This is a genomic window from Sediminibacillus halophilus (assembly GCF_900103695.1).
Lineage (GTDB): Bacteria > Bacillota > Bacilli > Bacillales > Amphibacillaceae > Sediminibacillus > Sediminibacillus halophilus.
On sequence record NZ_FNHF01000007.1, the window covers coordinates 22,927 to 46,542 of the forward strand.

The 23,616-nt window shown below is 42.2% G+C and carries 21 protein-coding genes and 2 tRNA genes; 21 read left to right on the forward strand and 2 right to left on the reverse strand.

Features of this window, described 5'->3' with window-relative positions; genetic code table 11:
* Nucleotides 1–141 precede the first annotated feature (141 nt).
* Nucleotides 142–456, forward strand: coding sequence for a thioredoxin (trxA, locus tag BLR82_RS18035; protein WP_026771093.1), 315 nt, complete (start codon nt 142–144; stop codon nt 454–456).
* A 394-nt stretch (nt 457–850) separates the two neighbouring features.
* Nucleotides 851–2,644: an excinuclease ABC subunit UvrC gene (gene uvrC, locus BLR82_RS18040; RefSeq protein ID WP_074600842.1), complete on the forward strand. Its 1,794-nt coding sequence runs from the start codon at nt 851–853 to the stop codon at nt 2,642–2,644.
* A gap of 523 nt (nt 2,645–3,167) precedes the next feature.
* On the opposite strand, the gene BLR82_RS18045 is transcribed toward uvrC, so the two are convergent.
* Nucleotides 3,168–3,608, reverse strand: a complete 441-nt coding sequence (locus BLR82_RS18045) for a YslB family protein (RefSeq protein ID WP_074600843.1) — start codon at nt 3,606–3,608, stop codon at nt 3,168–3,170.
* A 283-nt stretch (nt 3,609–3,891) separates the two neighbouring features.
* Between BLR82_RS18045 and BLR82_RS18050 the strand changes: the two genes are divergently transcribed.
* From BLR82_RS18050 to yihA, 19 genes are all read left to right on the forward strand, one after another.
* A complete protein-coding gene (locus tag BLR82_RS18050; RefSeq protein ID WP_074600844.1) occupies nt 3,892–4,512 on the forward strand; it encodes a succinate dehydrogenase cytochrome b558 subunit in 621 nt (206 codons plus the stop codon).
* Nucleotides 4,513–4,562: 50 nt separating this feature from the next.
* The gene (gene sdhA, locus BLR82_RS18055) at nt 4,563–6,314 is read left to right on the forward strand and encodes a succinate dehydrogenase flavoprotein subunit (RefSeq protein ID WP_074600845.1); all 1,752 of its coding nucleotides are present in this window, start codon (nt 4,563–4,565) and stop codon (nt 6,312–6,314) included.
* A gap of 18 nt (nt 6,315–6,332) precedes the next feature.
* Complete coding sequence (gene sdhB / locus BLR82_RS18060; protein ID WP_026569769.1) at nt 6,333–7,094, forward strand: succinate dehydrogenase iron-sulfur subunit; 762 nt, start codon at nt 6,333–6,335, stop codon at nt 7,092–7,094.
* Nucleotides 7,095–7,195: 101 nt separating this feature from the next.
* Entirely contained in the window at nt 7,196–7,645 is a 450-nt protein-coding gene (locus tag BLR82_RS18065) for an acyl-CoA thioesterase (RefSeq protein WP_074600846.1), read from the forward strand.
* Between the two features lie 139 nt (nt 7,646–7,784).
* The gene (locus BLR82_RS18070) at nt 7,785–8,009 is read left to right on the forward strand and encodes a helix-turn-helix domain-containing protein (protein ID WP_026569771.1); all 225 of its coding nucleotides are present in this window, start codon (nt 7,785–7,787) and stop codon (nt 8,007–8,009) included.
* 186 nt (nt 8,010–8,195) lie between these two features.
* Complete coding sequence (locus BLR82_RS18075; RefSeq protein WP_074600847.1) at nt 8,196–9,677, forward strand: potassium/proton antiporter; 1,482 nt, start codon at nt 8,196–8,198, stop codon at nt 9,675–9,677.
* 70 nt (nt 9,678–9,747) lie between these two features.
* Nucleotides 9,748–10,200, forward strand: coding sequence for a MarR family winged helix-turn-helix transcriptional regulator (locus tag BLR82_RS18080; RefSeq protein WP_074600848.1), 453 nt, complete (start codon nt 9,748–9,750; stop codon nt 10,198–10,200).
* 17 nt (nt 10,201–10,217) lie between these two features.
* Nucleotides 10,218–11,021 carry a glutamate racemase gene (gene racE, locus BLR82_RS18085; protein ID WP_074600849.1) on the forward strand — a complete coding sequence of 268 codons (804 nt, stop codon included), beginning with the start codon at nt 10,218–10,220 and terminating at the stop codon, nt 11,019–11,021.
* A 424-nt stretch (nt 11,022–11,445) separates the two neighbouring features.
* Nucleotides 11,446–12,555 (forward strand): GerMN domain-containing protein, encoded by a 1,110-nt coding sequence (locus BLR82_RS18090; protein WP_074600850.1) that lies wholly within the window; start codon nt 11,446–11,448, stop codon nt 12,553–12,555.
* A 215-nt stretch (nt 12,556–12,770) separates the two neighbouring features.
* Nucleotides 12,771–13,526 carry a ribonuclease PH gene (rph, locus tag BLR82_RS18095; protein ID WP_074600851.1) on the forward strand — a complete coding sequence of 252 codons (756 nt, stop codon included), beginning with the start codon at nt 12,771–12,773 and terminating at the stop codon, nt 13,524–13,526.
* Nucleotides 13,527–13,544: 18 nt separating this feature from the next.
* Nucleotides 13,545–14,138, forward strand: coding sequence for an XTP/dITP diphosphatase (locus tag BLR82_RS18100; RefSeq protein WP_074600852.1), 594 nt, complete (start codon nt 13,545–13,547; stop codon nt 14,136–14,138).
* A 17-nt stretch (nt 14,139–14,155) separates the two neighbouring features.
* A complete protein-coding gene (locus tag BLR82_RS18105) occupies nt 14,156–14,674 on the forward strand; it encodes a metallophosphoesterase family protein (protein ID WP_074600853.1) in 519 nt (172 codons plus the stop codon).
* A gap of 180 nt (nt 14,675–14,854) precedes the next feature.
* A tRNA-Gly gene (locus tag BLR82_RS18110) sits at nt 14,855–14,928 on the forward strand.
* A gap of 35 nt (nt 14,929–14,963) precedes the next feature.
* Nucleotides 14,964–15,037: transfer RNA gene (locus BLR82_RS18115), tRNA-Arg, on the forward strand.
* A 218-nt stretch (nt 15,038–15,255) separates the two neighbouring features.
* Entirely contained in the window at nt 15,256–16,251 is a 996-nt protein-coding gene (locus tag BLR82_RS18120) for a hypothetical protein (protein ID WP_074600854.1), read from the forward strand.
* Nucleotides 16,252–16,429: 178 nt separating this feature from the next.
* Complete coding sequence (gene tig, locus BLR82_RS18125; RefSeq protein ID WP_074600855.1) at nt 16,430–17,716, forward strand: trigger factor; 1,287 nt, start codon at nt 16,430–16,432, stop codon at nt 17,714–17,716.
* 443 nt (nt 17,717–18,159) lie between these two features.
* Nucleotides 18,160–19,440, forward strand: a complete 1,281-nt coding sequence (gene clpX, locus BLR82_RS18130) for an ATP-dependent protease ATP-binding subunit ClpX (protein WP_074600856.1) — start codon at nt 18,160–18,162, stop codon at nt 19,438–19,440.
* Nucleotides 19,441–19,714: 274 nt separating this feature from the next.
* Nucleotides 19,715–22,063, forward strand: coding sequence for an endopeptidase La (gene lon, locus BLR82_RS18135; protein ID WP_425440913.1), 2,349 nt, complete (start codon nt 19,715–19,717; stop codon nt 22,061–22,063).
* Nucleotides 22,050–22,631 carry a ribosome biogenesis GTP-binding protein YihA/YsxC gene (gene yihA / locus BLR82_RS18140; protein ID WP_074600857.1) on the forward strand — a complete coding sequence of 194 codons (582 nt, stop codon included), beginning with the start codon at nt 22,050–22,052 and terminating at the stop codon, nt 22,629–22,631. The genes lon and yihA overlap by 14 nt, the downstream gene beginning before the upstream one ends.
* Nucleotides 22,632–22,885: 254 nt before the next feature.
* On the opposite strand, the gene BLR82_RS18145 is transcribed toward yihA, so the two are convergent.
* Entirely contained in the window at nt 22,886–23,368 is a 483-nt protein-coding gene (locus tag BLR82_RS18145) for a LiaI-LiaF-like domain-containing protein (protein WP_074600858.1), read from the reverse strand.
* Nucleotides 23,369–23,616 lie beyond the last annotated feature (248 nt).

Below are 23,616 nucleotides of genomic sequence, written 5' to 3' on the forward strand. Positions count from 1 at the left end.
TGATGCTATACTCTAAGACGAATCAATATTTATCCTGACAAAAATGTCTGCTATACTAATGAATCATATCCGAACTTGGATAATAATTAGTGATGCTTCCATCCAGGGATGGAAAATAGGACGCTAGAGGAGGAAATATAAATGGCAATTGTAACTGCAACCGATCAAAATTTCTCAACAGAAACAGGGGACGGTGTCGTACTGGCCGATTTTTGGGCACCATGGTGCGGACCATGTAAAATGATCGCTCCTGTACTGGAAGAAATTGATGATGAAATGAGCGACAAAGTAAAAATCGTCAAACTTGATGTTGATGAAAACCAGGAAACGGCTGGAAAGTTTGGAGTTATGAGCATTCCAACACTTCTTTTGTTCAAAGACGGAGAAGTAGTGGATCAAGTAATTGGCTTCCAACCGAAAGAAGCTTTGGTAGATTTGATTAATAAGCACTCCTAAAAGTCTGCCAACTGTCGTTGTGCTGGATAAATGCTCAAACAGTCCCTTGTTGCCATGGTTGTGACAAGGGACTGTTTTATGTTATTGATAGGAAATTAGGAGTTCTGGCGTTGTGTTGTCTATTCCCAGCAGCTAAGTTCACGAGGTCTTAACTATCCCTCACAGAGGCGGAATACGCCTCCTTAAGGTTGATGTAAGCTTGCGCTTCAGAGGGCATTAAATGTTGTGTGGGTGCCAGTCCATGCAACGAATGTATTCAGGAATGAGGTACAACTATGACTCTGGTGTCCCCAGGAGGCTCGCCAGTCAGCGAGAGTTTTAACCAGCGTGAGCAAGGCGATTGTGCACTTCACACGGGAATGAGACTTAATACCGCATTTGGGGGAAGAAACAAATGAATGAACGAATAAAAGAGAAGCTTGCAGTACTACCCGCTCAACCAGGCTGTTATTTGATGAAAGATAAACATGGGACCATTATCTATGTGGGAAAGTCGAAAGCTTTGAAAAACAGGGTCCGGTCTTATTTTACCGGAGCGAATGATCAGAAAACACAAAGGCTTGTGCAGGAAATTGTCGAATTTGAATATATAGTCACCTCTTCTGAAATAGAAGCACTTATTCTTGAAATGAATTTGATTAAAAAATATGACCCTAAATATAACGTCCTGCTAAAAGACGATAAAACATATCCTTATTTAAAAATCACAGCCGAAGAGCATCCACGGTTGATTGTGACGAGGAAAGTAAAAAAAGACAAGGGAAAATATTTCGGTCCTTACCCGAATGTAATCGCGGCCAGAGAGACAAAAAAGCTCCTGGACAGGCTGTATCCTCTTCGAAAGTGTGACAAGATGCCGGACCGGGTTTGTTTATATTATCATATGAACCAGTGTCTTGGCCCTTGCCAATACCCGGTTTCCCAAGAAACGAACAGGCAAATCGTACAAAGTATCAGTTCTTTTCTGAGTGGCGGACATAAGGAGATAAAAAAAGAGCTGAAAACAAAGATGTTTAAAGCATCTGAGGACCTCGACTTTGAACGGGCCAAAGAGCTCCGCGATCAAATTCAGCATATTGATGCAGTGATGGAGCAACAAAAAATGACGCTGAAAGATACCGTGGACAGAGATGTGTTCGGCTATTCCTATGATAAAGGATGGATGTGTGTCCAGGTCTTCTTTGTGAGACAGGGTAAGCTGATTGAGCGGGATGTCTCGGTTTTTCCGTTTTTTGATGACCCGGCAGATACTTTTTTAAGTTTTATCGGCAGGTTTTATCTCCATCAAAACCACCCGAAACCGAAGCAAGTACTAGTTCCCGCTCCGACAGACAAAGACCTGTTAAAAGAACTGCTTGAAATAGATGTTACAATTCCATACAGAGGCAGGAAAAAAGAACTGGTGGAACTGGCAGAAAAAAATGCGGAAATTGCACTGGAAGAAAAGTTTTCCATCATTGAAAAAGATGAAGAACGGACAATACTTGCAGTCGAAAACTTAGGCGAAAAGCTTCACATAGAAACACCCCATCGAATCGAAGCTTTCGACAATTCGAATATCCAGGGAACCGATCCTGTTTCTGCGATGATCGTATTTATTGACGGAAAACCGGACAAGAAGCAGTATCGGAAATACAAAATCCGTAGTGTGGAAGGTCCGGATGACTATGAAACGATGCGTGAAGTTGTAAGACGACGGTACTCCAGGGTATTAAAAGAGGGGCTTCCCCTTCCCGATTTGATTGTAATTGACGGAGGAAAAGGGCAGATGAAGGCCGCTTCCGATGTCTTGGAAAATGAGCTTGGTCTAGATATTCCTTTGTGTGGACTTGCAAAGGATGATAAGCATCGGACCAGTGAATTGCTTTATGGAGTGCCTCCTGCCGTTGTAAATCTAGACAGGAACTCAAAAGAATTTTACCTGATTCAGCGTATACAGGATGAAGTTCACCGGTTTGCTATCACCTTTCATAGGCAGCTTCGGGGAAAAAGCGTGTTTAAGTCCGAACTTGATAACATACCGGGAGTAGGTGAAAAACGGCGGAGATTACTGCTGAGGCATTTCAAATCGGTTACCGAAATAAAAAGTGCCAGTCAAGATGACCTGATCCGACTAGGGTTGCCTGCTCCGACTGCGGATGCAATTCTTCAACATTTGAATGATGAGGAAAAAGGTGGGGATGAATAAGCAAAACCGGACCGGCATAATTTCTATTGCCGTCCGGTTTCTTTTATCTGAAGTAAAAAGAGTTAGAGTTTTTATCTAAGGAATGGTCATATTTGTGCCTTATAAAGAATGTTAGGTCGATTTTACGTCAAAATCTTCTTTTCGCAGAGACCATCTCGCTCTTCGGATGGCTACGGTCGCAATAATGGTAGTACTTCGTTTCTTTCTCATCTTGACTTCCGCTTGGTAATAAATTTCTCCTATAAGAAGTACACAAAAGGAGAATTTTCTGTTCCTGCTTTTAGGAATTGATCAACCGAAGACATAATGCATAGGCCACTATAAGTACTTTCCACTTCCGAAGAGACTCGAAGAAGTGTTCTTTACTTCTGGCGCTAAGAAACGAATCGGCGGTGACTCACTACACACAGAAAACGGGCCTATATTTCAAGGAGTCCTTAATAAGTAAAAGGGAGCTCTGTGAACGTCTATTCTAGTCGAGGCTTCATGCTTATATGGAAGCAGCCTTTCGCTTTTAGCATAGTCATTTCGTGTAGACAATACTGAATTGAACGCTATTGTTTTTTGGCTTGATTTCTTCAACCCCTTCACAGGGAAGTCCTTTGATTTGTTGAATAGACTCTGCAAGAAATCCGGCTTCCAAACGATATTCGACTTCGGGGAGGTGTGCTTGTTGACGAGTGTTAATTTGCTCTGCAGTCAATTCCCAAATCATCTCCCGTCGCTTTTCTTTTATTAATTGTAAGTTTCCCCAACCTAGTTTTTCAAAAAAAGAGATGATATCCTCCATGCTGCCAACTTGCATCTTTCTTGCCAGGTTTTTACCCATAATATAAAGAATGGGCTGGGCTTCCTTTCCAAGTAAGTCCGGCAGGCAAATGTACCGTAATATATCATATCCGGCTCCGGATGTATGTAAAAAATCAAGGGTTGTTTCGTCGGTAAGCTGTCTGTTTTTCCCCATATCATTCATTCCTTTCCTACCAAACTATTATTACCCGTTTTTGTTATTCATGCAACCCGTACTAGAAAAAAACGGGCTATTAATTCCTTACCCGCTGGAGGATTTTGTGAATCGTTTTCTTGACGCTCCACTAGGATAGAAGTACAATAAGTGTGTCACAAAAATGTGCATTTTTCGAGGAAATCTCACGCGTTTGATTTTCCATTTTACTGGAAAGTAAAGCGCTTTAACAAGAAGGGTGCACAGATCATATCAAGAGGAACTTTTGGTGAGGGGGGTACACATGGCGGAGAATCGCGATTTTTTCTATCGCAGACTACATTCACTTTTAGGAGTAATTCCAATCGGTGTGTTTTTGATACAGCATCTGCTGGTCAATCATTTTGCCGTGTATGGAAGAGAAAGTTTTGAACAAGCGGCCGGTTTTATTCATGACTTGCCGTTCAGGATTGTGCTCGAGTTTGTGGTGATTTACATTCCAATTCTGTTCCATGCAATTTTAGGTGTTTATATTGTTTTTACAGTCAAGTACAACAATAGGCGTTACAGCTTCTTCCGGAATATCATGTTCACACTGCAACGGGTTTCCGGTATCATTACGCTTATCTTTATTGCTTGGCACGTATGGGAAACGCGGATTGCTATTGGCCTTGGGAACGCGGAACTTAATTACAGCTTAATGGAGAACATCCTGACACAGCCGTTTATGTTCTGGTTCTATATCATTGGAGTCGTTTCAACTACATTTCATTTTGCAAATGGTCTATGGAGCTTCCTGGTTACATGGGGATTCACAATTACACCACGATCTCAACGAGTGGCTACATACGCAACGCTGGTCGTTTTTCTTATTGTGACCTATATAGGTGTAAGAGCAATTTTTGCTTTTGCATACGGAGCTTAAATGTAAACAGAAAAAAGAGTATTTAGTGAATATAGGGGAGTGAGCAAAAAATGAGTAATCTTAACGTCGTCGTCGTTGGTGGCGGTCTGGCCGGCTTAATGGCGACAATAAAGGCAGCAGAAGCAGGGGTTCACGTCGATTTGCTGTCCCTCGTACCAGTAAAACGTTCTCACTCTGTTTGTGCGCAAGGAGGTATTAACGGAGCGGTTAATACGAAAGGAGAAGGCGACTCTCCATGGGAACACTTTGACGATACCGTTTACGGAGGAGATTTCCTTGCCAACCAACCTCCTGTTAAAGCAATGTGCGATGCGGCGCCAAGCATTATCCATATGCTCGATCGGATGGGCGTAATGTTCAACAGAACACCGGAAGGGCTTTTGGATTTTCGTCGTTTTGGCGGGACGCAGCATCATCGGACAGCATATGCCGGGGCTACAACCGGACAGCAACTCCTTTATGCATTGGATGAACAAGTTCGCCGCTTTGAAGTCGAAGGGTTGGTTACCAAGTATGAAAACTGGGAATTTGTTTCTGCGGTAATAGATGAAGAGGGCGTAGGCCGTGGAATAGTGGCCCAGCATATTCAGAGCCATGACATCAAGGTATATAAAGCAGATGCAGTAATTCTGGCAACCGGCGGTCCGGGAATCATATTCGGTAAATCGACTAACTCGGTCATCAATACTGGTTCGGCTGCTGGTGCGCTTTATCAGCAAGGTGCCATCTATGCAAACGGGGAATTCATCCAAATTCATCCGACGGCTATTCCCGGAGATGATAAACTCCGCTTGATGAGTGAGTCTGCCCGCGGAGAAGGCGGAAGGGTCTGGACTTATAAAGATGGGGAACCATGGTATTTCCTTGAAGAAAAATATCCGGCATATGGAAACCTTGTACCTCGTGATATCGCAACACGTGAAATCTTTGATGTTTGTGTTAACCAGAAGCTTGGTATCAATGGGGAAAACATGGTTTACCTGGATCTTTCTCACAAAGATCCGAAAGAGCTGGATGTTAAATTGGGCGGAATTATCGAAATCTATGAAAAATTCGTCGGTGAAGATCCGCGTAAAGTACCGATGAAAATTTTCCCTGCAGTCCATTACTCAATGGGCGGCCTTTGGGTCGATTACAATCAGATGACCAATATTCCTGGAATCTTTGCTGCCGGCGAGTGTGATTACTCTCAGCATGGCGGAAACCGCTTGGGAGCTAACTCCCTGCTGTCTTCTATTTTTGGCGGCATGGTAGCTGGTCCGAATGCCATTAAATATATCGAGGGGCTGGAGAAAACGACAGAAGATATTCCGTCCTCTCTTTATGATGAAAAGCTGAAAGAGGAGCAGGAAACCTTTGAACAGTTGATGAGCATGAACGGAGAGGAGAATGCTTATCAGATTCATCGGGAGCTTGGAGAATGGATGACCGATAACGTGACCGTTGTACGGGACAATGAAAAACTGATGAAAACAGATGAAAAAATCAAAGAATTGATGGAGCGTTGGGAGAACATCAATATCAATGATACTTCCCGTTGGAGCAATCAAGGTGTCATGTTCACCCGGCAACTTAAGAACATGCTACAGCTAGCCAGGGTCATTACCATCGGGGCATATAACCGGAATGAAAGCCGTGGTGCCCATTACAAACCGGAATTTCCGGAGCGTAACGACGAGGAATGGTTGAAAACGACCAAGGCATCGTATGATGCGGTTAACAATGAACCGGTTTTCGAATATGAAGATGTCGACGTGTCATTGATAAAACCAAGAAAACGCGACTATAGTAAGAAAAAATAAAGGGGGGGCAAGTTAATCATGGCTGATAAAACGATAACTTTGATTATTACAAGACAGGACAGTCCAGACTCTTCTCCCTATGAGGAAACCTTTAAAGTACCTTACAGAGAGAATATGAATGTGATATCCGCATTGATGGAAATTCGCAGAAATCCTGTCAATGCCAACGGGGAAAATACTACTCCGGTTTTTTGGGAAATGAATTGCCTGGAGGAAGTTTGTGGTGCATGTTCGATGGTAATCAACGGACAAGCAAAACAATCTTGTGCCACACTTATCGACCAGCTTGAACAGCCTATCCGGCTGGAACCCATGTCTACTTTCCCTGTAGTCAGGGATTTGGCAGTAGACAGAAGCAGAATGTTTGATTCACTTAAAAAGGTAAAGGCCTGGATCCCGATCGATGGAACGTATGACTTAGGACCAGGACCACGTATGCCGGAAAAGAAACGGCAATGGGCTTATGAATTATCAAAATGTATGACTTGCGGCGTTTGTTTGGAAGCTTGCCCGAACGTAAACAGTAATTCTGACTTTATCGGACCAGCTGCATTGTCTCAAGTGCGTCTGTTCAATGCGCATCCAACCGGCCAAATGAACAAAGGCGAACGTTTGGAAGCTTTAATGGAAGACGGCGGGATCCATGGATGTGGAAACTCACAGAACTGTGTCCAGGTCTGTCCGAAGGGCATTCCATTGACGACTTCCATAGCAGCGATGAACAGAGATACCAATATACAAGCATTTAAGAACTTCTTTGGCAGTGACCATGTCTATTAATTAACAGGGAAATTGTCTTAACAAAACGGCCTTTACCCTTTTGGGTAAGGGCTTCTTTATCACCATTAATTCATTCAATTACTCTTGGAAGGCGGTCAAAAATGAAAGCGGTTAATTACATAGAAGATTTTGATACTTGGAAAGAATCATTTTCGTTTTTTATTCCGGTCAACGTCCGTTTCTCGGAGACGGATATGTTTGGCCATGTAAATAATGTCTCTCCATTTATTTATTTTGAAGAGGCGCGTATTGCTTTCTTAAAAGAAGTTGGACTTTTCCGGACGGATATGGAGCAAGCAGATACAATTCCGATTGTAGCGGATTTGCAGTGTGACTATCATCGGCAAATGTATTTCAATGACCAGATAAAATTATTTGTCAAAGCGAACCACATCGGTAACACATCCATCGACATACATTATTTAGGGGTGAATCAAAAGGATGAGGTATGCATTACAGGAAGAGGAAGGCTGGTCCAAATAAACGTTCACACAGGTAAGCCGGCCCCATTCTCCGAAGAGGAGAGGAAACGGCTCACTGCCGAACCGTGACACCTTTCCTTATTCGCAAAATTAATCGCATATTTACGCAAAACTAATTCACGGGTTATTCAACTTTCACATAAAATACATTGACTAAATAAACACCCTTCACCATGTGGCTTTAAAGACAGCAAGGAGGGGTTAACACTTGAATGATAGTGACTACAAGCCGAAGCAACTATTGACCAAACGTGAGAAAGAAGTATTTGAACTTCTAGTACAGGACAAAACAACAAAAGAAATAGCCCAGGAACTGTTTATTTCACAAAAGACTGTTCGGAATCACATATCAAATGCTATGCAAAAACTAGGTGTCAAGGGGCGTTCACAAGCAGTCGTAGAGCTCCTTCGTATGGGGGAACTAAAGCTCTAGTAAGAAACCGACTTTCTTTAAGAAGGTCGGTTTTTTTAATGTTTTATTTAATGGGATTGCGCTCCTTTCACGGCGATTATGTCTGCAAACTGCAGAAACCATGATACAGGCAAAGAAAAAACGGGTATGTGTTTAGGCATAACAGTTTCAAAAATTGCTGTATTTGTCGACGCGGGAGGGAAATTTGTGATACAAGAGGTTGTTGAATCAGATAAAATCATTTTATTAACTTCGCTATTGCTATTATTCAGTATTTTGATAACCAGGTTGTCAGATCGGTTCGGTCTTCCATCACTCGTCCTGTTTATCATAGCGGGAATGGTGGTTGGTTCCGATGGTCTTGGGTTGTTATATTTTAATAACGTGCAAATAGCCGAAGCCATCGGCGTTTTTTCGCTTGTCGTCATTTTGTATGAGGGGGGAATCCAAACACATTGGAGGACGATTAAACCAGTCGCTCTTCCTTCCGTTTCGTTGGCGACAATCGGTGTGCTGATAACTACTGCCATTGTAGGAATCAGTGCTAAATGGGTTTTTGATTTCAGCTGGCTTGAGTCATTTTTGCTTGGTTCTCTCGTCGGTTCCACAGATGCGGCAGCAGTATTTGCTGTCTTAAAGGATAAGAACATCGATGACAAAATAGAAGCAACACTTGAAGGGGAGTCCGGCACGAATGATCCGATGGCTTTCTTTTTGACCATCTCCTTCATAGAATTGATCACTACAGATCGGTCGGGCATATTGTCTCTGGTACTGCAATTCTTCTGGCAAATGGCAGGGGGATTGATGCTGGGACTTCTTATCGGAAAAATGGCAAGTGTTTCCCTTAACAAAATAAGGTTATCGTCTGGTGGTCTGTATCCCTTGTTTGGATTGGCATTTGCTTTTTTTTCGTATAGCATTACATCCTTGGTGAACGCCAGTGGATTTTTTGCTGTATATGTAACTGCACTGGTAGTTGGAAACCTGGATTTATCGTTTCGGGAGTCGATCCACAAGTTCAATGAAGGTTTTAGCTGGATGGCCCAAATATTGATGTTCATCATTCTGGGGCTATTTGTGTTCCCTTCCAGATTGTTTTCCGATTGGATTATTTTCCATGGACTTTTATTATCCGGAATATTGATTTTGGTCGCAAGGCCGATCGCGACTTGGATTTCGCTGTTTCCCTGGAGTTACAGCGTTAAAGAGAAGACTTTTTTATCATGGGCTGGTTTGAGGGGAGCTGTACCGATTATTTTGGCTTTATTCCCCATGCTTGCCGAGATGGAAAACAGCCAATTGTTTTTTAATGCTGTTTTCTTTATTGTGTTAACTTCGGCGCTCCTTCAAGGTTCCACGATTCCTTATGCAGCAACAAAACTGGGTCTGGTCAACCCGCCCAAACCGCATGATCTGGAACAGCTCCAAATTCTCACCCTTGGTCAAAAGAACCTAGACATAGTACAATATAAAGTTGAAAAACAGGATTGGATAAATGGGAAAAAGCTCAAAGATACCAACCTTTCCAAAAATACGTTGATCAATGCGGTGGTTCGCTATGGTCAGGTGATCACTCCCAGTGGAAATACAGTTATTCAGGAGGGTGACTCGTTATATATATTGGCTGGGCAGCAATTACATCGAGCAATAGCTGATGAATTAAAAACTGGTTTTGTCCGAGATTAAGAAGTTCTTGCACTTTCACGGATTTATTATTACATTTTATATAAGTGTCCTGCCGAAAGGGGGCTATCAGTTGCATAACACTTCAGAAGAAACAACAATCGCAGAAATTGAAAAGAAATTACGGTATATAGCAGCCATTATTAAACAAAAAGGCAGAGAAATCTTGACGAATTACCCGATCACCGCTCCTCAGTTTGTCGCGTTACAATGGTTGGATGAAAGTGGGGACTTGACCATTGGCGAGCTGTCCAATAAAATTAATCTGGCTTTCAGTACCACTACGGATCTAGTAGACAGAATGGAAAAAAATCAACTTGTCGAGAGAAGAAAGGATTCCAAAGATCGACGGGTTGTACGCATCCATTTACTTGATAAAGGAAAAAGCATTATAAAAGAAGTAATACGAAAACGCCAGGAATATTTGGGAGAGGTATTAGAAAATGTTTCGGAATTAGAGGTTGATACACTGGAACGAATATTAAACCTGCTCCATATACAGATGGAAAAAGTCAGCACAAAATAAGAAAAGGAGCGAGAATGGTGGATCAACCAATAGGTGTAATAGACTCCGGCGTCGGCGGATTGACAGTTGCGCGGGAATTGATGCGTCAACTGCCGCGGGAGGAATTGATTTACTTAGGAGATACCCTCCGTTGTCCTTATGGGCCGCGTCCAGAACAAGAAGTCGTTCAATTCACTAAAGAATTGGTGAATTTTTTAATGGGAAAAAGGATAAAAATGTTGGTTATTGCATGCAATACAGCCACAGCCTTCACACTTGAGCTGTTGCAGAAAGAACTTCCCATCCCGGTCATCGGTGTTATTCAACCAGGAGCAAGGGCTGCAATAAAATCGACGGAAAATCTTCACATAGGTGTCATTGGAACGGAAGGAACTATAAAAAGCCAAGCATATCCTACTGCGCTGAAAAATATTAATGAGGAAATTCATATCAATGCACTTGCTTGTCCTCGTTTTGTTCCAATAGTGGAACAGGGAAAATTATCGGGAGAGGAAACGTATCGGATTGTTGCCGAAACACTGATTCCTATGAAGGAGAGCAATCATATCGACACGCTGATATTGGGATGCACACACTATCCCCTTCTTCGGGAAGTGATACAGAAAGTTATCGGTGACAAAGTGACAATCATATCTTCAGGTGAAGAAACAGCCAGAGAAGTCAGTACTATCCTGGAATATCAAAGCAAGCTGTTTAATGGGGATCGAAAGCCGCAGCATAAATTATACACAACTGGAAAACTTACAGTGTTTGAAAGCATCGCTAAGTCCTGGCTTGATCAGCCGGTAATGGAAATAGCCAATGTATCACTTACAGTCTGAAGCTAGCTAATTTGATAATGGAAACCGTTTTACCGAGCAACCTCCAGCTGGCGCTCTTCCTCCAGGAGTCTGGCTGGGGCCGGACAAAATCATGGGGCCAAGGCAAAAACCGAAAGAACTTAAAATGCTAATCGAATTTTTTCTCACAGTTTCTAACTGCTCTTTTTTCTAGGTGGAGATATGGGAAGCTACTTATTATAACGGACAATTGCTTTTCTTAAGGAGTTTGGATTGGTGTGGTTCCTTACGAAGATAGAGGGAAAACCGGACGTGTTATGTCCGGTTTTTCTTATGGAACCCATTCTCTTTTCTCCTTTCCTTGTATGTTTTTAACTAATATTACAAACTAAATTTTCAATGCTTGGTCTAATTTTTCTTACAAGCCGTATATATAATAGTACAAACCATCGTAGGAGGGGAAAGCATGAGGAAGCGGGCATTGATCATTACTGTGGGCATCGTAAGTGCAGCCTTCGGGTTAACAGGTTGCGGGGTATTTCAGGGAGAGCAATCTTTGAAGGAAATGGATAATCCTCCAGAAGAAGCATCCCTTACAGATAACTTGGATGAAATGACAGAAGAGGATGAGCAACAAGCAGAAGGGGACAGCCAGGAGACGGAAGAGTCGGGAACAGATGCTGAAGAAGCGGAACCGACCACTGTCGAGCGGCAATTGTATTTGTTGGATGCTAATGGAATGGTAGTACCGCAAACGTTGGAATTACCACAAATGGAATCGAAAGAGGTAGCGAAACAGGCGCTGGAATATTTGGTGAAAGACGGACCGGTCACAGAACTGCTTCCAGATGGTTTTGAAGCAGTATTGCCGGCAGGAACAACAATCAACAGTCTGAATCTTAAGGACGGTATCCTGACAGTGGATGTATCAGAGGAGTTTGCCGAATATCAGGCAGAAGATGAACAAAAAATCTTACAATCCATGACCTATACGTTGACCCAATTTGAAAACGTCGACAAGGTAAAATTGCAAATAAACGGGGAAGCAAAAGAGGAAATGCCAGTAAGTGGAACGCCGATTGGCCAAGGCGTCTCCAGGGCCAATGGCATCAATATATACAATGGGGACAATGTAGATTTACTGGATAGTAAAGCGGTGACGCTTTACTATCCAGCTCAGCAAGGCGAACAAGTTTACCACGTACCAGTCACCCAGCATGTTGAAACCAAGGACGCAGAGGATATGGCCTCTATCGTACAAGCTTTGGTTGAAGGTCCTTCCCTGGATTTGAATTTGTTGAATGTTTTCAATGCAGGTACGAGCCTGACGGCAGAACCGACAATGAAAGATGGCGTACTGACGCTTGATTTTAATGAAAATATATTGGATAGCGTGGAGAACGCCTCTATTTCAGATGAAGTCATGGAAACATTGGTGCTGACATTAACTGATCAACCTGGTGTGGAGGCTGTGGACGTAAATGTAGCAGACGTGGAGGAAATTTATAATGAAGCAGGAACAGCTTACACGGAACCAGTGACAAAAAGCATGTTCGTGCCAACGGGCAATTTGTAAACCATGGATGGGAGCCGGGCTACTGGCTCCTTTTTCATGTAATCCGAATTATTAGGTTTTGCAATTTTACTATCGATTATCATTCAAGCTCCTAAGTTTTTTCGAGAATGAAAAAGGTGTCTTAGCTTTTCGTATTCAGAAGGTGGAGTATGAACTTATATAAATTGGCAAAAATATGTTACGATTAATAAGTGATTAGAAGGAGGATTCTTACGATGAGAAACAACGATAGAAAAGTCAATCAATTAAGACCTATACATATGGAAGTAAATTATGTTAAGCACCCAGAAGGTTCAGTCCTTATAACGGTAGGAGACACAAAAGTGATCTGCAATGCAAGTATAGAGGACAGGGTTCCTCCTTTCATGAGAGGTTCAGGAAAAGGATGGATTACTGCAGAATACGCCATGCTGCCAAGGGCTACCGAGCAGCGTAATATCCGGGAATCCTCAAAAGGGAAAGTGTCAGGAAGAACAATGGAAATCCAACGTTTGATTGGTCGTTCACTCCGTGCCGTCGTAGACTTGGAAAAAATCGGGGAGCGGACGGTCTGGGTTGACTGTGACGTAATCCAGGCAGATGGTGGAACCAGAACGGCTTCTATAACCGGTGCTTTTGTCGCGGTAGTGCTAGCATTCGCAAGTCTTTTGGAAAAAAACGTACTTAAACAGATGCCGGTAACAGACTTTCTGGGGGCTACCTCCGTAGGGGTTCTCCCTGATGGAACAGAAATTTTGGATTTACAATATGAAGAAGATTCCCAGGCGCACGTCGATATGAACATTGTCATGACTGGATCTGGGGAATTTGTGGAAATTCAAGGTACAGGAGAAGAAGCGACCTTTTCAATGGAACAGCTACAAACGATGCTCGGCCTTGCTAATGAAGGGTTGCAGGACATTTTCACCCTTCAAAAACAAGCGCTCGGAAAATGGGCAGGCTTAATTGGTGGGAGTGCAGAAAACGAATAAGCAGTAGGGAGAATGGTCATGGAGCAATTGATTATAGCAACAAAAAACAAAGGAAAAGTAAAAGATTTTCGAAATTTATTTTCAAAATACGATATTACGATTAAATCTTTGCTAGATTTGGAAGAAAATATTCCGGATATAGAAGAAACCGGTAAAACTTTTGAGGAAAATGCTGCCTTAAAAGCTGAAACCATTGCAGAAAGATTTTCCCTTCCAGTGTTGGCAGATGACTCAGGTCTGGAAGTGGATGCCTTGGGCGGCAGGCCGGGTATTTATTCAGCGCGTTTTGCTGGCTTAGAAAAAAGCGATCAGGCTAACATCGCCAAGCTTTTGGAAGAACTTAAAGGTGTCCCCGAAGAAGAGCGTACAGCGAGGTTTGTTTGTGTATTGGCGGTTGCAAGACCGGGGCAACCGACCATTTTCAAAAGAGGTTCGTGTGAGGGAAGGATCGCCAACCACCCCATAGGAGAAAATGGATTTGGTTATGATCCTGTTTTCTATCCTAACGGACTAATAAAAACGATGGCCGAGCTGTCTTCGGAAGAAAAAAATCAAATCAGTCACCGAAAGAACGCAATTGTGCAACTGGAAAAGTGGCTGCAAGATCTTTAAAAGGGAGAGAAGCTGTCATGCCAAAAGTTTTAATCATGAGCGACAGCCATGGGTGGACAGAAGAAGTTGCGGAAATCCGCGATCGACATATGGAGGAGGTAGATCAGTTCATCCACTGCGGTGATTCTGAACTGGACGCGGACGCTCCTGAGCTAGAGCAATTTATGAAAGTGGCCGGGAATTGCGATTTGGATAGCCGTTTACCTGATGAATCTTATTTTTCTGTAGGAAGCCTTGATTTTTATGTAGCCCATGGTCATATGCATCAAGTGAAAAGCACGTTGATGCCTTTATCCTATCGTGCAGAAGAAGTTGGTGCGCAAGTGGTATGCTTCGGTCACACTCATATGGCAGGTGCGGAGCGGGTTGATAATCAGTTGTTTATTAATCCAGGCAGCATCAGATTGCCGCGCGGCCGAAGGGAGCATACCTACGCTATTTTGAGCTGGGAAGATAAGGGTAACATTACTGTCGAATTTAAGGATTTGGACGGGAAAACAGTCGAAGGGCTAGTTTATCAAACATCGTTAAATTGATGGAAGGCTGTAAACGGTCGATTTGGCAAGGAGAGTCCGTTTACAGTCAGTCCCTCCGACAAAAATTAATGGAAAAATTTAAAATGCGGTTGACAAGTGAGTTGATAGTTAATATAATGAATCTTGTCCGTTAAAGACAAAGCATATTAACAGGCTAGTAAAAAAGTGCAGAGTGATTGTGCGGGTGTAGTTTAGTGGTAAAACCTCAGCCTTCCAAGCTGATGATGAGGGTTCGATTCCCTTCACCCGCTCCATACATAATCTAGTTTATCTTATATACTATTTTCATGTCCCAGTAGCTCAGCAGGATAGAGCAACAGCCTTCTAAGCTGTGGGTCGGGAGTTCGAATCTCTCCTGGGACGTTATCATTAAGGGTTCAACTTTCCAGTTGAACCCTTTTTCACAATAGGTGACTTTTCTTAGTAGAGTAAGATGAATTAATTCGGCATTCGCTTCTGACAAGCGGATGCTGAATTTCTATTTATTGAATTATTTTTCGTTATTAGTTTTCAATCAACCGTTTTAGGGTACAGATAAGATAATGATTATACATATATACAACAGGTAAGGAAGGATGCGGATGAATACAAAGCAGGATAAGGTAATTATCTTTCCGAAGTGGAAGGATGCATTAGAAGAAGAAAGTTTGCAGGCATTGAAAGAGAAACGGTACGAGGATGCACTGAAGAAGTTAAATGAACTGATTGATCATGAAATTTATTCCCATGAGATTTTTGCAGGGAAAATTATTTGTTTGATGGAGCTCGGAGAAACAGATGAAGCAGAAGCATTGTGCCGCCATCTCGTTTCGCTGGAAGATGAGTACTTTTTTGAGTACTTGCATATTTATGTAACGCTGCTGTTTCAAATGAGCGAGTATGAGCAGCTCCTTGAAATTATTGATGATGTATTTGCCCGTAAAACAGTTCCCGAGCCAATGAATTCTCAACTTGAACAACTTGCAGAAATGAGCAGGAAGCTGTTGCAGGATAAAATGGAAGAAGAGGCGAACGACCACATCAATGAACTAAGCAAAGCTGTGAAACAGGGTGATCCATTGCGACAATGGCGCATTCTCGTACAAAGTGCTAATTTGAAACCAGCTCCTTACCTTCGCTATTTGAAACAATTACTGAAGGACGACAGGATAGACTCTGTAGTAAAGACGGCAATCATGGAGTGGCTTGCTGAACAGGAGGTTGATACGGAAGTAGTAATTAAAAAAGCGGGATCTGAGATATCAGTAAACCCTGCTGATTTGAAAAGTGTGGAAGACCATCCTGTCACCAAGCAAATAAAGGTTCTTTTAAGGGAAGTGGAGCAGGATAATCCGACTTTGTATCAACTTTTAGAAAAATTGCTGTACAGATATTTATACGTAAAGTATCCGTTTATGCCTGCGGAAGGAGAACTAATCGCTGTCAGCCACGCCATTAAAATAATGGGTGCGAAGTATTTGCAGCTCGAAGAACTGTATCATACATATAAAAAACAGGCAGGAAATGTGGAACTTGATACATATATGGAAGAAATAGCACAAAATGAAAAAAGTTATTTCTCAATCATTGAGGAATAGTGTATATAGATCTAAGTGGTGTTTCACAAATTTCCAGTCTGTTCTAATTGTTGAAAGCAAGTCTGTTTATGTTATAATAAGGTGGTTGCAATTGCGTTCCGCCTTCGTATGATTTTATTATACACCGAATGAACGTCAAACAAGACATACTGAATTTATAGATGTTGGAGGGAATTACATGTCAGCAAAATGGGAAAAACAAGAAGGAAATCAAGGGACATTAACCATTGAAGTTGATGCTGAAGAGTTCGACAAAGCACTAGATCAAGCCTTTAAAAAAGTGGTTAAGCAAGTACAGGTTCCTGGATTCCGTAAAGGGAAAATGCCAAGAGGACTATTTGAACAGCGCTTTGGTGTAGAATCACTATACCAGGATGCGGTCGATATCATTCTTCCTGAGGCATACACAAACGCCGTTGAAGAAACTGGCATCGAGCCGGTTGACCAACCGGAAGTGGATGTAACGCAAATCGAAAAAGGCAAGCCGCTTGTTTTCACTGCACAGGTTACGGTTAAACCTGAGGTGAAGCTTGGTGAATACAAAGGCCTGGAAGTAGAAGAAGAAGAGACAGAAGTAACGGATGAGGACGTTGAGCACGAGCTTTCTCATATGCAGGAACATCAAGCGGAGTTAGTCGTCAAAGAAGAAGGAACAGTTGAAGAAGGCGACACTGTCGTTATCGATTTTGAAGGTTTCGTTGATGGAGAAGCATTTGAAGGCGGACAGGCGGAAAACCATCAATTAGAAATCGGTTCAGGTTCTTTTATTCCTGGGTTTGAAGAGCAATTGATTGGAAAAGAAACGGGAGCAGACACAGAAGTTCAGGTGACTTTCCCTGAAGAATACCATGCAGAAGAGCTTGCCGGTAAAGAAGCTACCTTTAAAGTCAAAATCCATGAAATCAAAGGGAAAGAATTGCCGGAACTTGACGATGAGTTCGCAAAAGATGTCGACGAAGATGTCGAAACACTGGAAGAGCTTCGCAACAAAACCAGAGATCGCCTTAAAGAACAAAAAGAGACGGACGCTGACAATAAAAAGCGTGAATCTCTGATTGAACAGGCATCCGAGAATGCAGAGGTTGATATTCCGGAAGCAATGGTAGATACAGAACTTGACAGGATGGTCAAAGAGTTTGAACAGCGCTTGCAAATGCAAGGAATGTCCATGGATATGTACTATCAATTCTCCGGTACAGATGAAGCAGGTTTGAAAGAGCAAATGAAAGACGATGCTGAAAAGCGCGTTAAAACAAACTTGACTCTTGACGCAATTGCTAATCAGGAAGAAGTTGAAGTTACAGATGAAGATGTCGATAAAGAGCTTGAGTCGATGGCTTCTATGTATCAAACAGAAGTAGACCAGCTGAAACAAATGCTTGGCGGAAACACGGACGCCATCAAAGAAGACCTTAAATTCAAAAAGGCAATCGACTTCCTAGTAGAGCACAGCAAAACAAAATAAATAAAAATTGAAAAACAAGGTGCGATTCTGGTTCGTGCCTTGTTTTCTCTATAAAGGGATTTCGTTTAAAAATGCAGTCCGCAGGAAATAGTAAAAAAGTTGTCACTCATAACATAAAATCGAGAACGTGAATATAAAATAGAAGACAAACTTACATAACATATTAGTTGACATTTTAGAATCTTCTTACATAATAAGATTTACACTGTTGGTGAAAACTGTTTGCTGTTCTTCACAGGTTGCAGTTTATTCGAACGGTTTAATGGCAAGACTTTTGATGAGATTGTTTTTTGCTCGCGAAGATAAGATGTGACCATTTGAGGTATTTTACTTTTTTCAAAACGGTATATCTGATATTATGAGCTAAAGAAAGGAATACTTGATTGAAACTCAAATGATTTCTCATATCATAATAGATACTTATTACTTGAGGGGTGAATTAGATGTATAAATTTAATGAAGAAAAGGGCCAATTAAAATGTTCTTTTTGCGGAAAAAGCCAAGATCAAGTACGTAAATTAGTTGCCGGCCCTGGCGTTTATATATGTGATGAATGTATTGAACTTTGCACGGAAATAGTGGAAGAAGAATTAGGTAATGAAGAAGAAGTGGAATTCAAAGAAATCCCGAAGCCACAGGAGATTTGTGAAATCCTTAATGATTACGTAATCGGCCAAGAAAAGGCCAAGAAGAACTTATCAGTAGCAGTGTATAACCATTACAAACGAATCAACTCGGGTAAGACTGCTTCCGATGATGTTGAATTATCAAAAAGTAACATTGCGATGATTGGGCCGACCGGGAGCGGGAAAACATTGCTTGCACAGACGCTTGCAAGGATATTGAATGTTCCTTTTGCGATTGCTGATGCCACTTCCCTAACGGAAGCTGGTTATGTAGGTGAAGATGTAGAAAACATCTTGCTGAAACTAATCCAGGCAGCTGACTATGATGTGGAAAAGGCCGAAAAAGGGATTATTTATATCGACGAAATTGATAAAGTGGCCAGAAAATCCGAAAATCCGTCGATTACTCGTGATGTATCCGGTGAAGGGGTACAGCAGGCATTACTAAAAATCCTTGAAGGTACTGTTGCAAGCGTACCTCCGCAAGGCGGAAGAAAACATCCACACCAAGAGTTCATTCAAATTGATACGACTAACGTATTGTTCATTTGCGGGGGTGCTTTTGATGGGATTGAGCAAATCGTTAAGCGCCGTCTAGGCAACAAAGTGATTGGTTTCGGCGCAGATGAAGAGAATCAAGACTTAACCAAAGCAGAACTGCTTTCTAAAGTTCTTCCAGAAGACATGCTTCGTTTCGGTTTGATTCCTGAATTCATCGGTCGACTACCGGTTATCGGTGCTCTGGAGCCATTGGATGAGGAAGCGTTGGTTGAAATTTTGACAAAGCCAAAAAATGCGCTTGTTAAACAATACCAAAAGCTCTTCCAAATTGATAATGTGGAATTGGAAATGGAAGAAGAAGCCTTAGTTGAAATTGCACGAAAAGCAATTGAGCGAAAAACAGGGGCACGTGGCCTGCGTTCTATTATCGAAGGAATTATGCTTGACGTCATGTTCGAGTTGCCATCAAGGGATGATATTGAGAAGTGTATCATTACCAAGGACACTGTTCTATTGGAAAATGGACGTCCGAAGTTAGTGTTAAGTGATGGTACGGTAAAAGACGAAAACAAAGAATCACCGAAAGAAAGTGCTTAATAAAACGATAAGACACCAGCCCATTAAAAACAGACATGCATTTTCCTTACGTTGTAAATCCCTTGTTATGTCATAACAAGGGATTTACACATGGATAAAAGAATTTACTAAGAAAATTCTGGGGTTTCAGTTAAGAAAAAGGCAGGTAATGATAACAAACGGCATGCATGTAAAAGGCTGGATTTGATGAACTTTTTATTAAATGGTATAAAAGAGCCTTATTAGTGGAGTAATAATGAAATGGAAGCATGTCGTGGGACAGGTTTGCGAAGATATGGAGGTGCCAAGAGTGACTGAAGAAAATAAAGTACAAATCCCCCTCCTTCCGCTACGCGGGTTGTTGGTTTTCCCCGCAATGGTTTTACACTTAGATGTCGGGCGGGAAAAGTCGATAAATGCATTGGAAAAAGCAATGATGGAAGATCAAAGTATTTTTCTTGCTGCCCAAAAAGAAAGCGTCGTGGATGAGCCTGCTGTAAATGATATTTACAGAGTGGGAACGATGGCAAATGTAAAGCAAATGTTAAAACTGCCCAATGGTACAATTCGTGTCCTGGTGGAAGGATTGTATCGCGGAGAAATTGTTCAGTTTCTTGAAGAAGATGACCAATTTGTCGTCGAGGTCCAGGAATTTGAAGAAGTGCATGGAGACAACAACGAAGAAGAAGCACTGATGCGGTCTCTAATCGAACAGTTCGAGCAATACATAAAGATATCGAAGAAGGTGAGTCAGGAAACCCTCGCTACGGTTACAGACATTGATGAACCAGGCAGACTTGCTGATATCATTACTTCTCACTTATCTTTAAAGCTCAAAGACAAACAGGAACTGTTGGAGACAGAGAATGTCAAAGAACGCTTGAACCGTCTGATTTCGTTGATCACAAATGAGCGTGAAGTACTCGATTTAGAGAAAAAAATTGGACAACGTGTCAAGAAGTCGATGGAAAAGACACAAAAGGAATATTACTTGCGTGAGCAAATGAAAGCTATCCAGACAGAGCTCGGTGATAAGGATGGCAAAGCCTCCGAAGTCAGTCAGCTGAAGGAAAGAATCGAAGCTTCCGATATGCCGGAAAGAATCCAGGAAATTGCCTATAAAGAACTGGACCGTTACGAAAAGGTCCCGCAAAGCTCGGCGGAGAGCTCGGTTATCCGAAACTATGTCGATTGGCTGGTCTCCATTCCCTGGACCGACAAAACGGAGGACAACCTAGATGTCAACCATGCTGAAAAAATCTTGGACGAAGATCATTACGGGCTCGAGAAAGTAAAAGAGCGTGTTTTGGAATATTTGGCGGTTCAGCAGCTTACTAAAACAATCAAGGGACCGATATTGTGTTTGGCTGGCCCTCCGGGCGTAGGGAAGACTTCATTGGCAAAGTCCATTGCCCGGGCAATAAATCGGAATTTTGTCAGAATCTCCTTAGGCGGAGTCAGGGATGAAGCGGAAATCCGCGGCCATCGCCGGACTTACGTCGGTGCGATGCCCGGCAGAATCATCCAAGGGATGAAAAAGGCAAAAACGGTCAATCCGATTTTCTTACTGGATGAAATCGATAAGATGGCAAGTGATTTCCGTGGGGATCCTTCGGCAGCTATGCTCGAAGTATTAGATCCGGAGCAAAACAGTAATTTTAGTGATCATTTCATTGAAGAAACGTATGATTTATCCAATGTAATGTTCATTGCAACGGCAAATAATTTGGCTTCAATCCCTGGACCGCTGCGTGACCGGATGGAAGTCATCTCGATTGCAGGTTATACAGAAGTGGAAAAACTTCATATTGCAAAAGAACACCTCCTGCCAAAACAAATAAAAGAAAATGGTTTGAACAAAGGGCAGCTGCAAGTACGAGATGAGGCACTAACTAAGCTGATCCGTACTTATACAAGAGAAGCTGGTGTGCGGGGACTTGAAAGGCAACTTGCATCCTTGTGCAGAAAAGCAGCAAAAATAATCGTATCAGAAGATAAAAAACGAGTCGTAGTAACTGATAAGCAGCTGGAATCATTGCTTGGCAAACCACTTTTCCGGTATGGGAAAATGGAAGAGGAAAACCAAGTGGGTGCCGCAACCGGGCTTGCTTATACCTCTGCTGGCGGAGATACACTGTCGATTGAGGTTACGTTATATCCGGGTAAGGGAAAATTGACACTGACCGGGAAACTGGGTGATGTCATGAAGGAGTCAGCTCAAGCGGCATTCAGTTATATACGTTCCAGAGCCGAAGAACTGAAAATAGACCGTGAATTTCATGAGAAAAATGACATTCATATTCATGTGCCGGAAGGGGCAACACCGAAGGATGGGCCTTCAGCCGGGATTACCATGGCTACTGCGCTGGTTTCTGCACTGACTGGTCGTGCTGTGAAGCGTGAAGTCGGCATGACCGGGGAAATTACACTTAGGGGAAGAGTGCTTCCAATCGGTGGCTTAAAAGAAAAATCATTAAGTGCCCATCGAGCGGGTTTGACAACGATCATTATGCCGGCTGATAACAAACGCGATTTGGATGACATTCCCGAGAGCGTTAAAGAAGGGCTGACATTTATCCCTGTCGAGCATTTAGATGAAGTGCTGGAACATGCGTTAGTGGAGGAGAAACATGAAAGTAACTGAGGCGGAAATCGTAATTAGTGCAGTATCAAAAAAGCAATATCCAGGCGATATGCTACCAGAAATAGCATTGGCGGGCAGGTCAAACGTTGGCAAGTCTTCTTTTATCAACAAAATGATTAACCGTAAGAACCTTGCCAGGACCTCCTCCAAGCCGGGGAAAACCCAGACATTGAATTTTTATAAAATTAATCAGAGTTTTTACTTCGTGGATGTGCCCGGTTATGGCTATGCCAAAGTTTCCAAGAAGGAACGGGAAAAATGGGGCAAGATGATGGAAGAATATTTTATGCAGCGGGAAAATCTGAAAGCTGCCGTTCTTATAGTAGATATCAGGCATCAACCAACAGAAGACGATATCATGATGTATGACTTTTTGAAGCATTTCGATCTTCCTGTCATCGTAGTCGCTACGAAGTTGGACAAGATTTCGAAAACCAAAAGGGCAGCACATCTGCAAAGAGTTATTAAAACACTGCAGGCTGACGCCGAGGATATCGTCCTTCCTTTTTCCGCAGAAACGGCAGAGGGAAAAGAAGAAGCTTGGAAAGTGTTACAAAGTTTTTTGTAAGAAATACGCTTACCCGTCTTACTGCCTAGCTTCGCAGCAGGATACTGCGCCCTCCCAGGGTGCAAGGAAGTTTATGCAGGATATATATGCTTGAAGCTTATCCTACGGATGGTCGAGTATTTTGCCGATTCGAAATCAAGCATCCAGTATATTGGTAAAAATTTACTTGCTGTAATGGAAATAACTATGTACGTGAACAGAGTTTGTAACAAAAAAGCGGAAGCAGCTTTAAACTGCTTCCGCTTTTTGTTATACTACTTTTTTCGGTAAACAAGGTAACCACCGACAGCAATCAAGAGGAGGGGCCAAAAGCTTTCCAGCAAAGAAGCCGTTTCGTTTATCCAGCTGAACCAGCCGGGTTTGTTAACCGAATAGATCGCGAACAAAGCAATTCCCAGTAATAGCAGTCCGGGAAGCAATCCGGTTTTTGTTTTTTGAAACCGAATAAGAAATGCAATGCCAATAATTAATGGGTAAACACCCCAATGATCAATCCAGAACCCATAATGATGCAAACCGAAAAAGTGTAGACCCAAACCAAGTAGAAGGGTACCCGGGAATAAATTTTTGTACTCCTTGGAAAAGTAACTATGAAACAGGAAGACAATACCGATAATCATTAACAACGTTGGCCAGGAATAAAAATCGGTGAAAAAGGGTATCTGGAACTGTTGGAGAAAAAAGTAGCAGCCGATACCGATCAATAAAAATCCGGTAAAAATGTTTTGTTTCTTCACAAGGGTTCCTCCGTAAATTATAATAATTATTAAATAGTATTAATTAGTTGCTTATGTACTGGGTATATGGTAAAGTACAAAAGGATTGAAAAACAGCAGGGTACAATTACGTACTGATATTATCCTAACATATAGTTTCAATATCTGTTCACAAATTTTATTAGTCGCTGGTACCATGCGTGTTATAATGAAAGATGGACTTATACTAATTAGAAAAGCAAAAGGCACTGGCCAGCGGCATGAATACC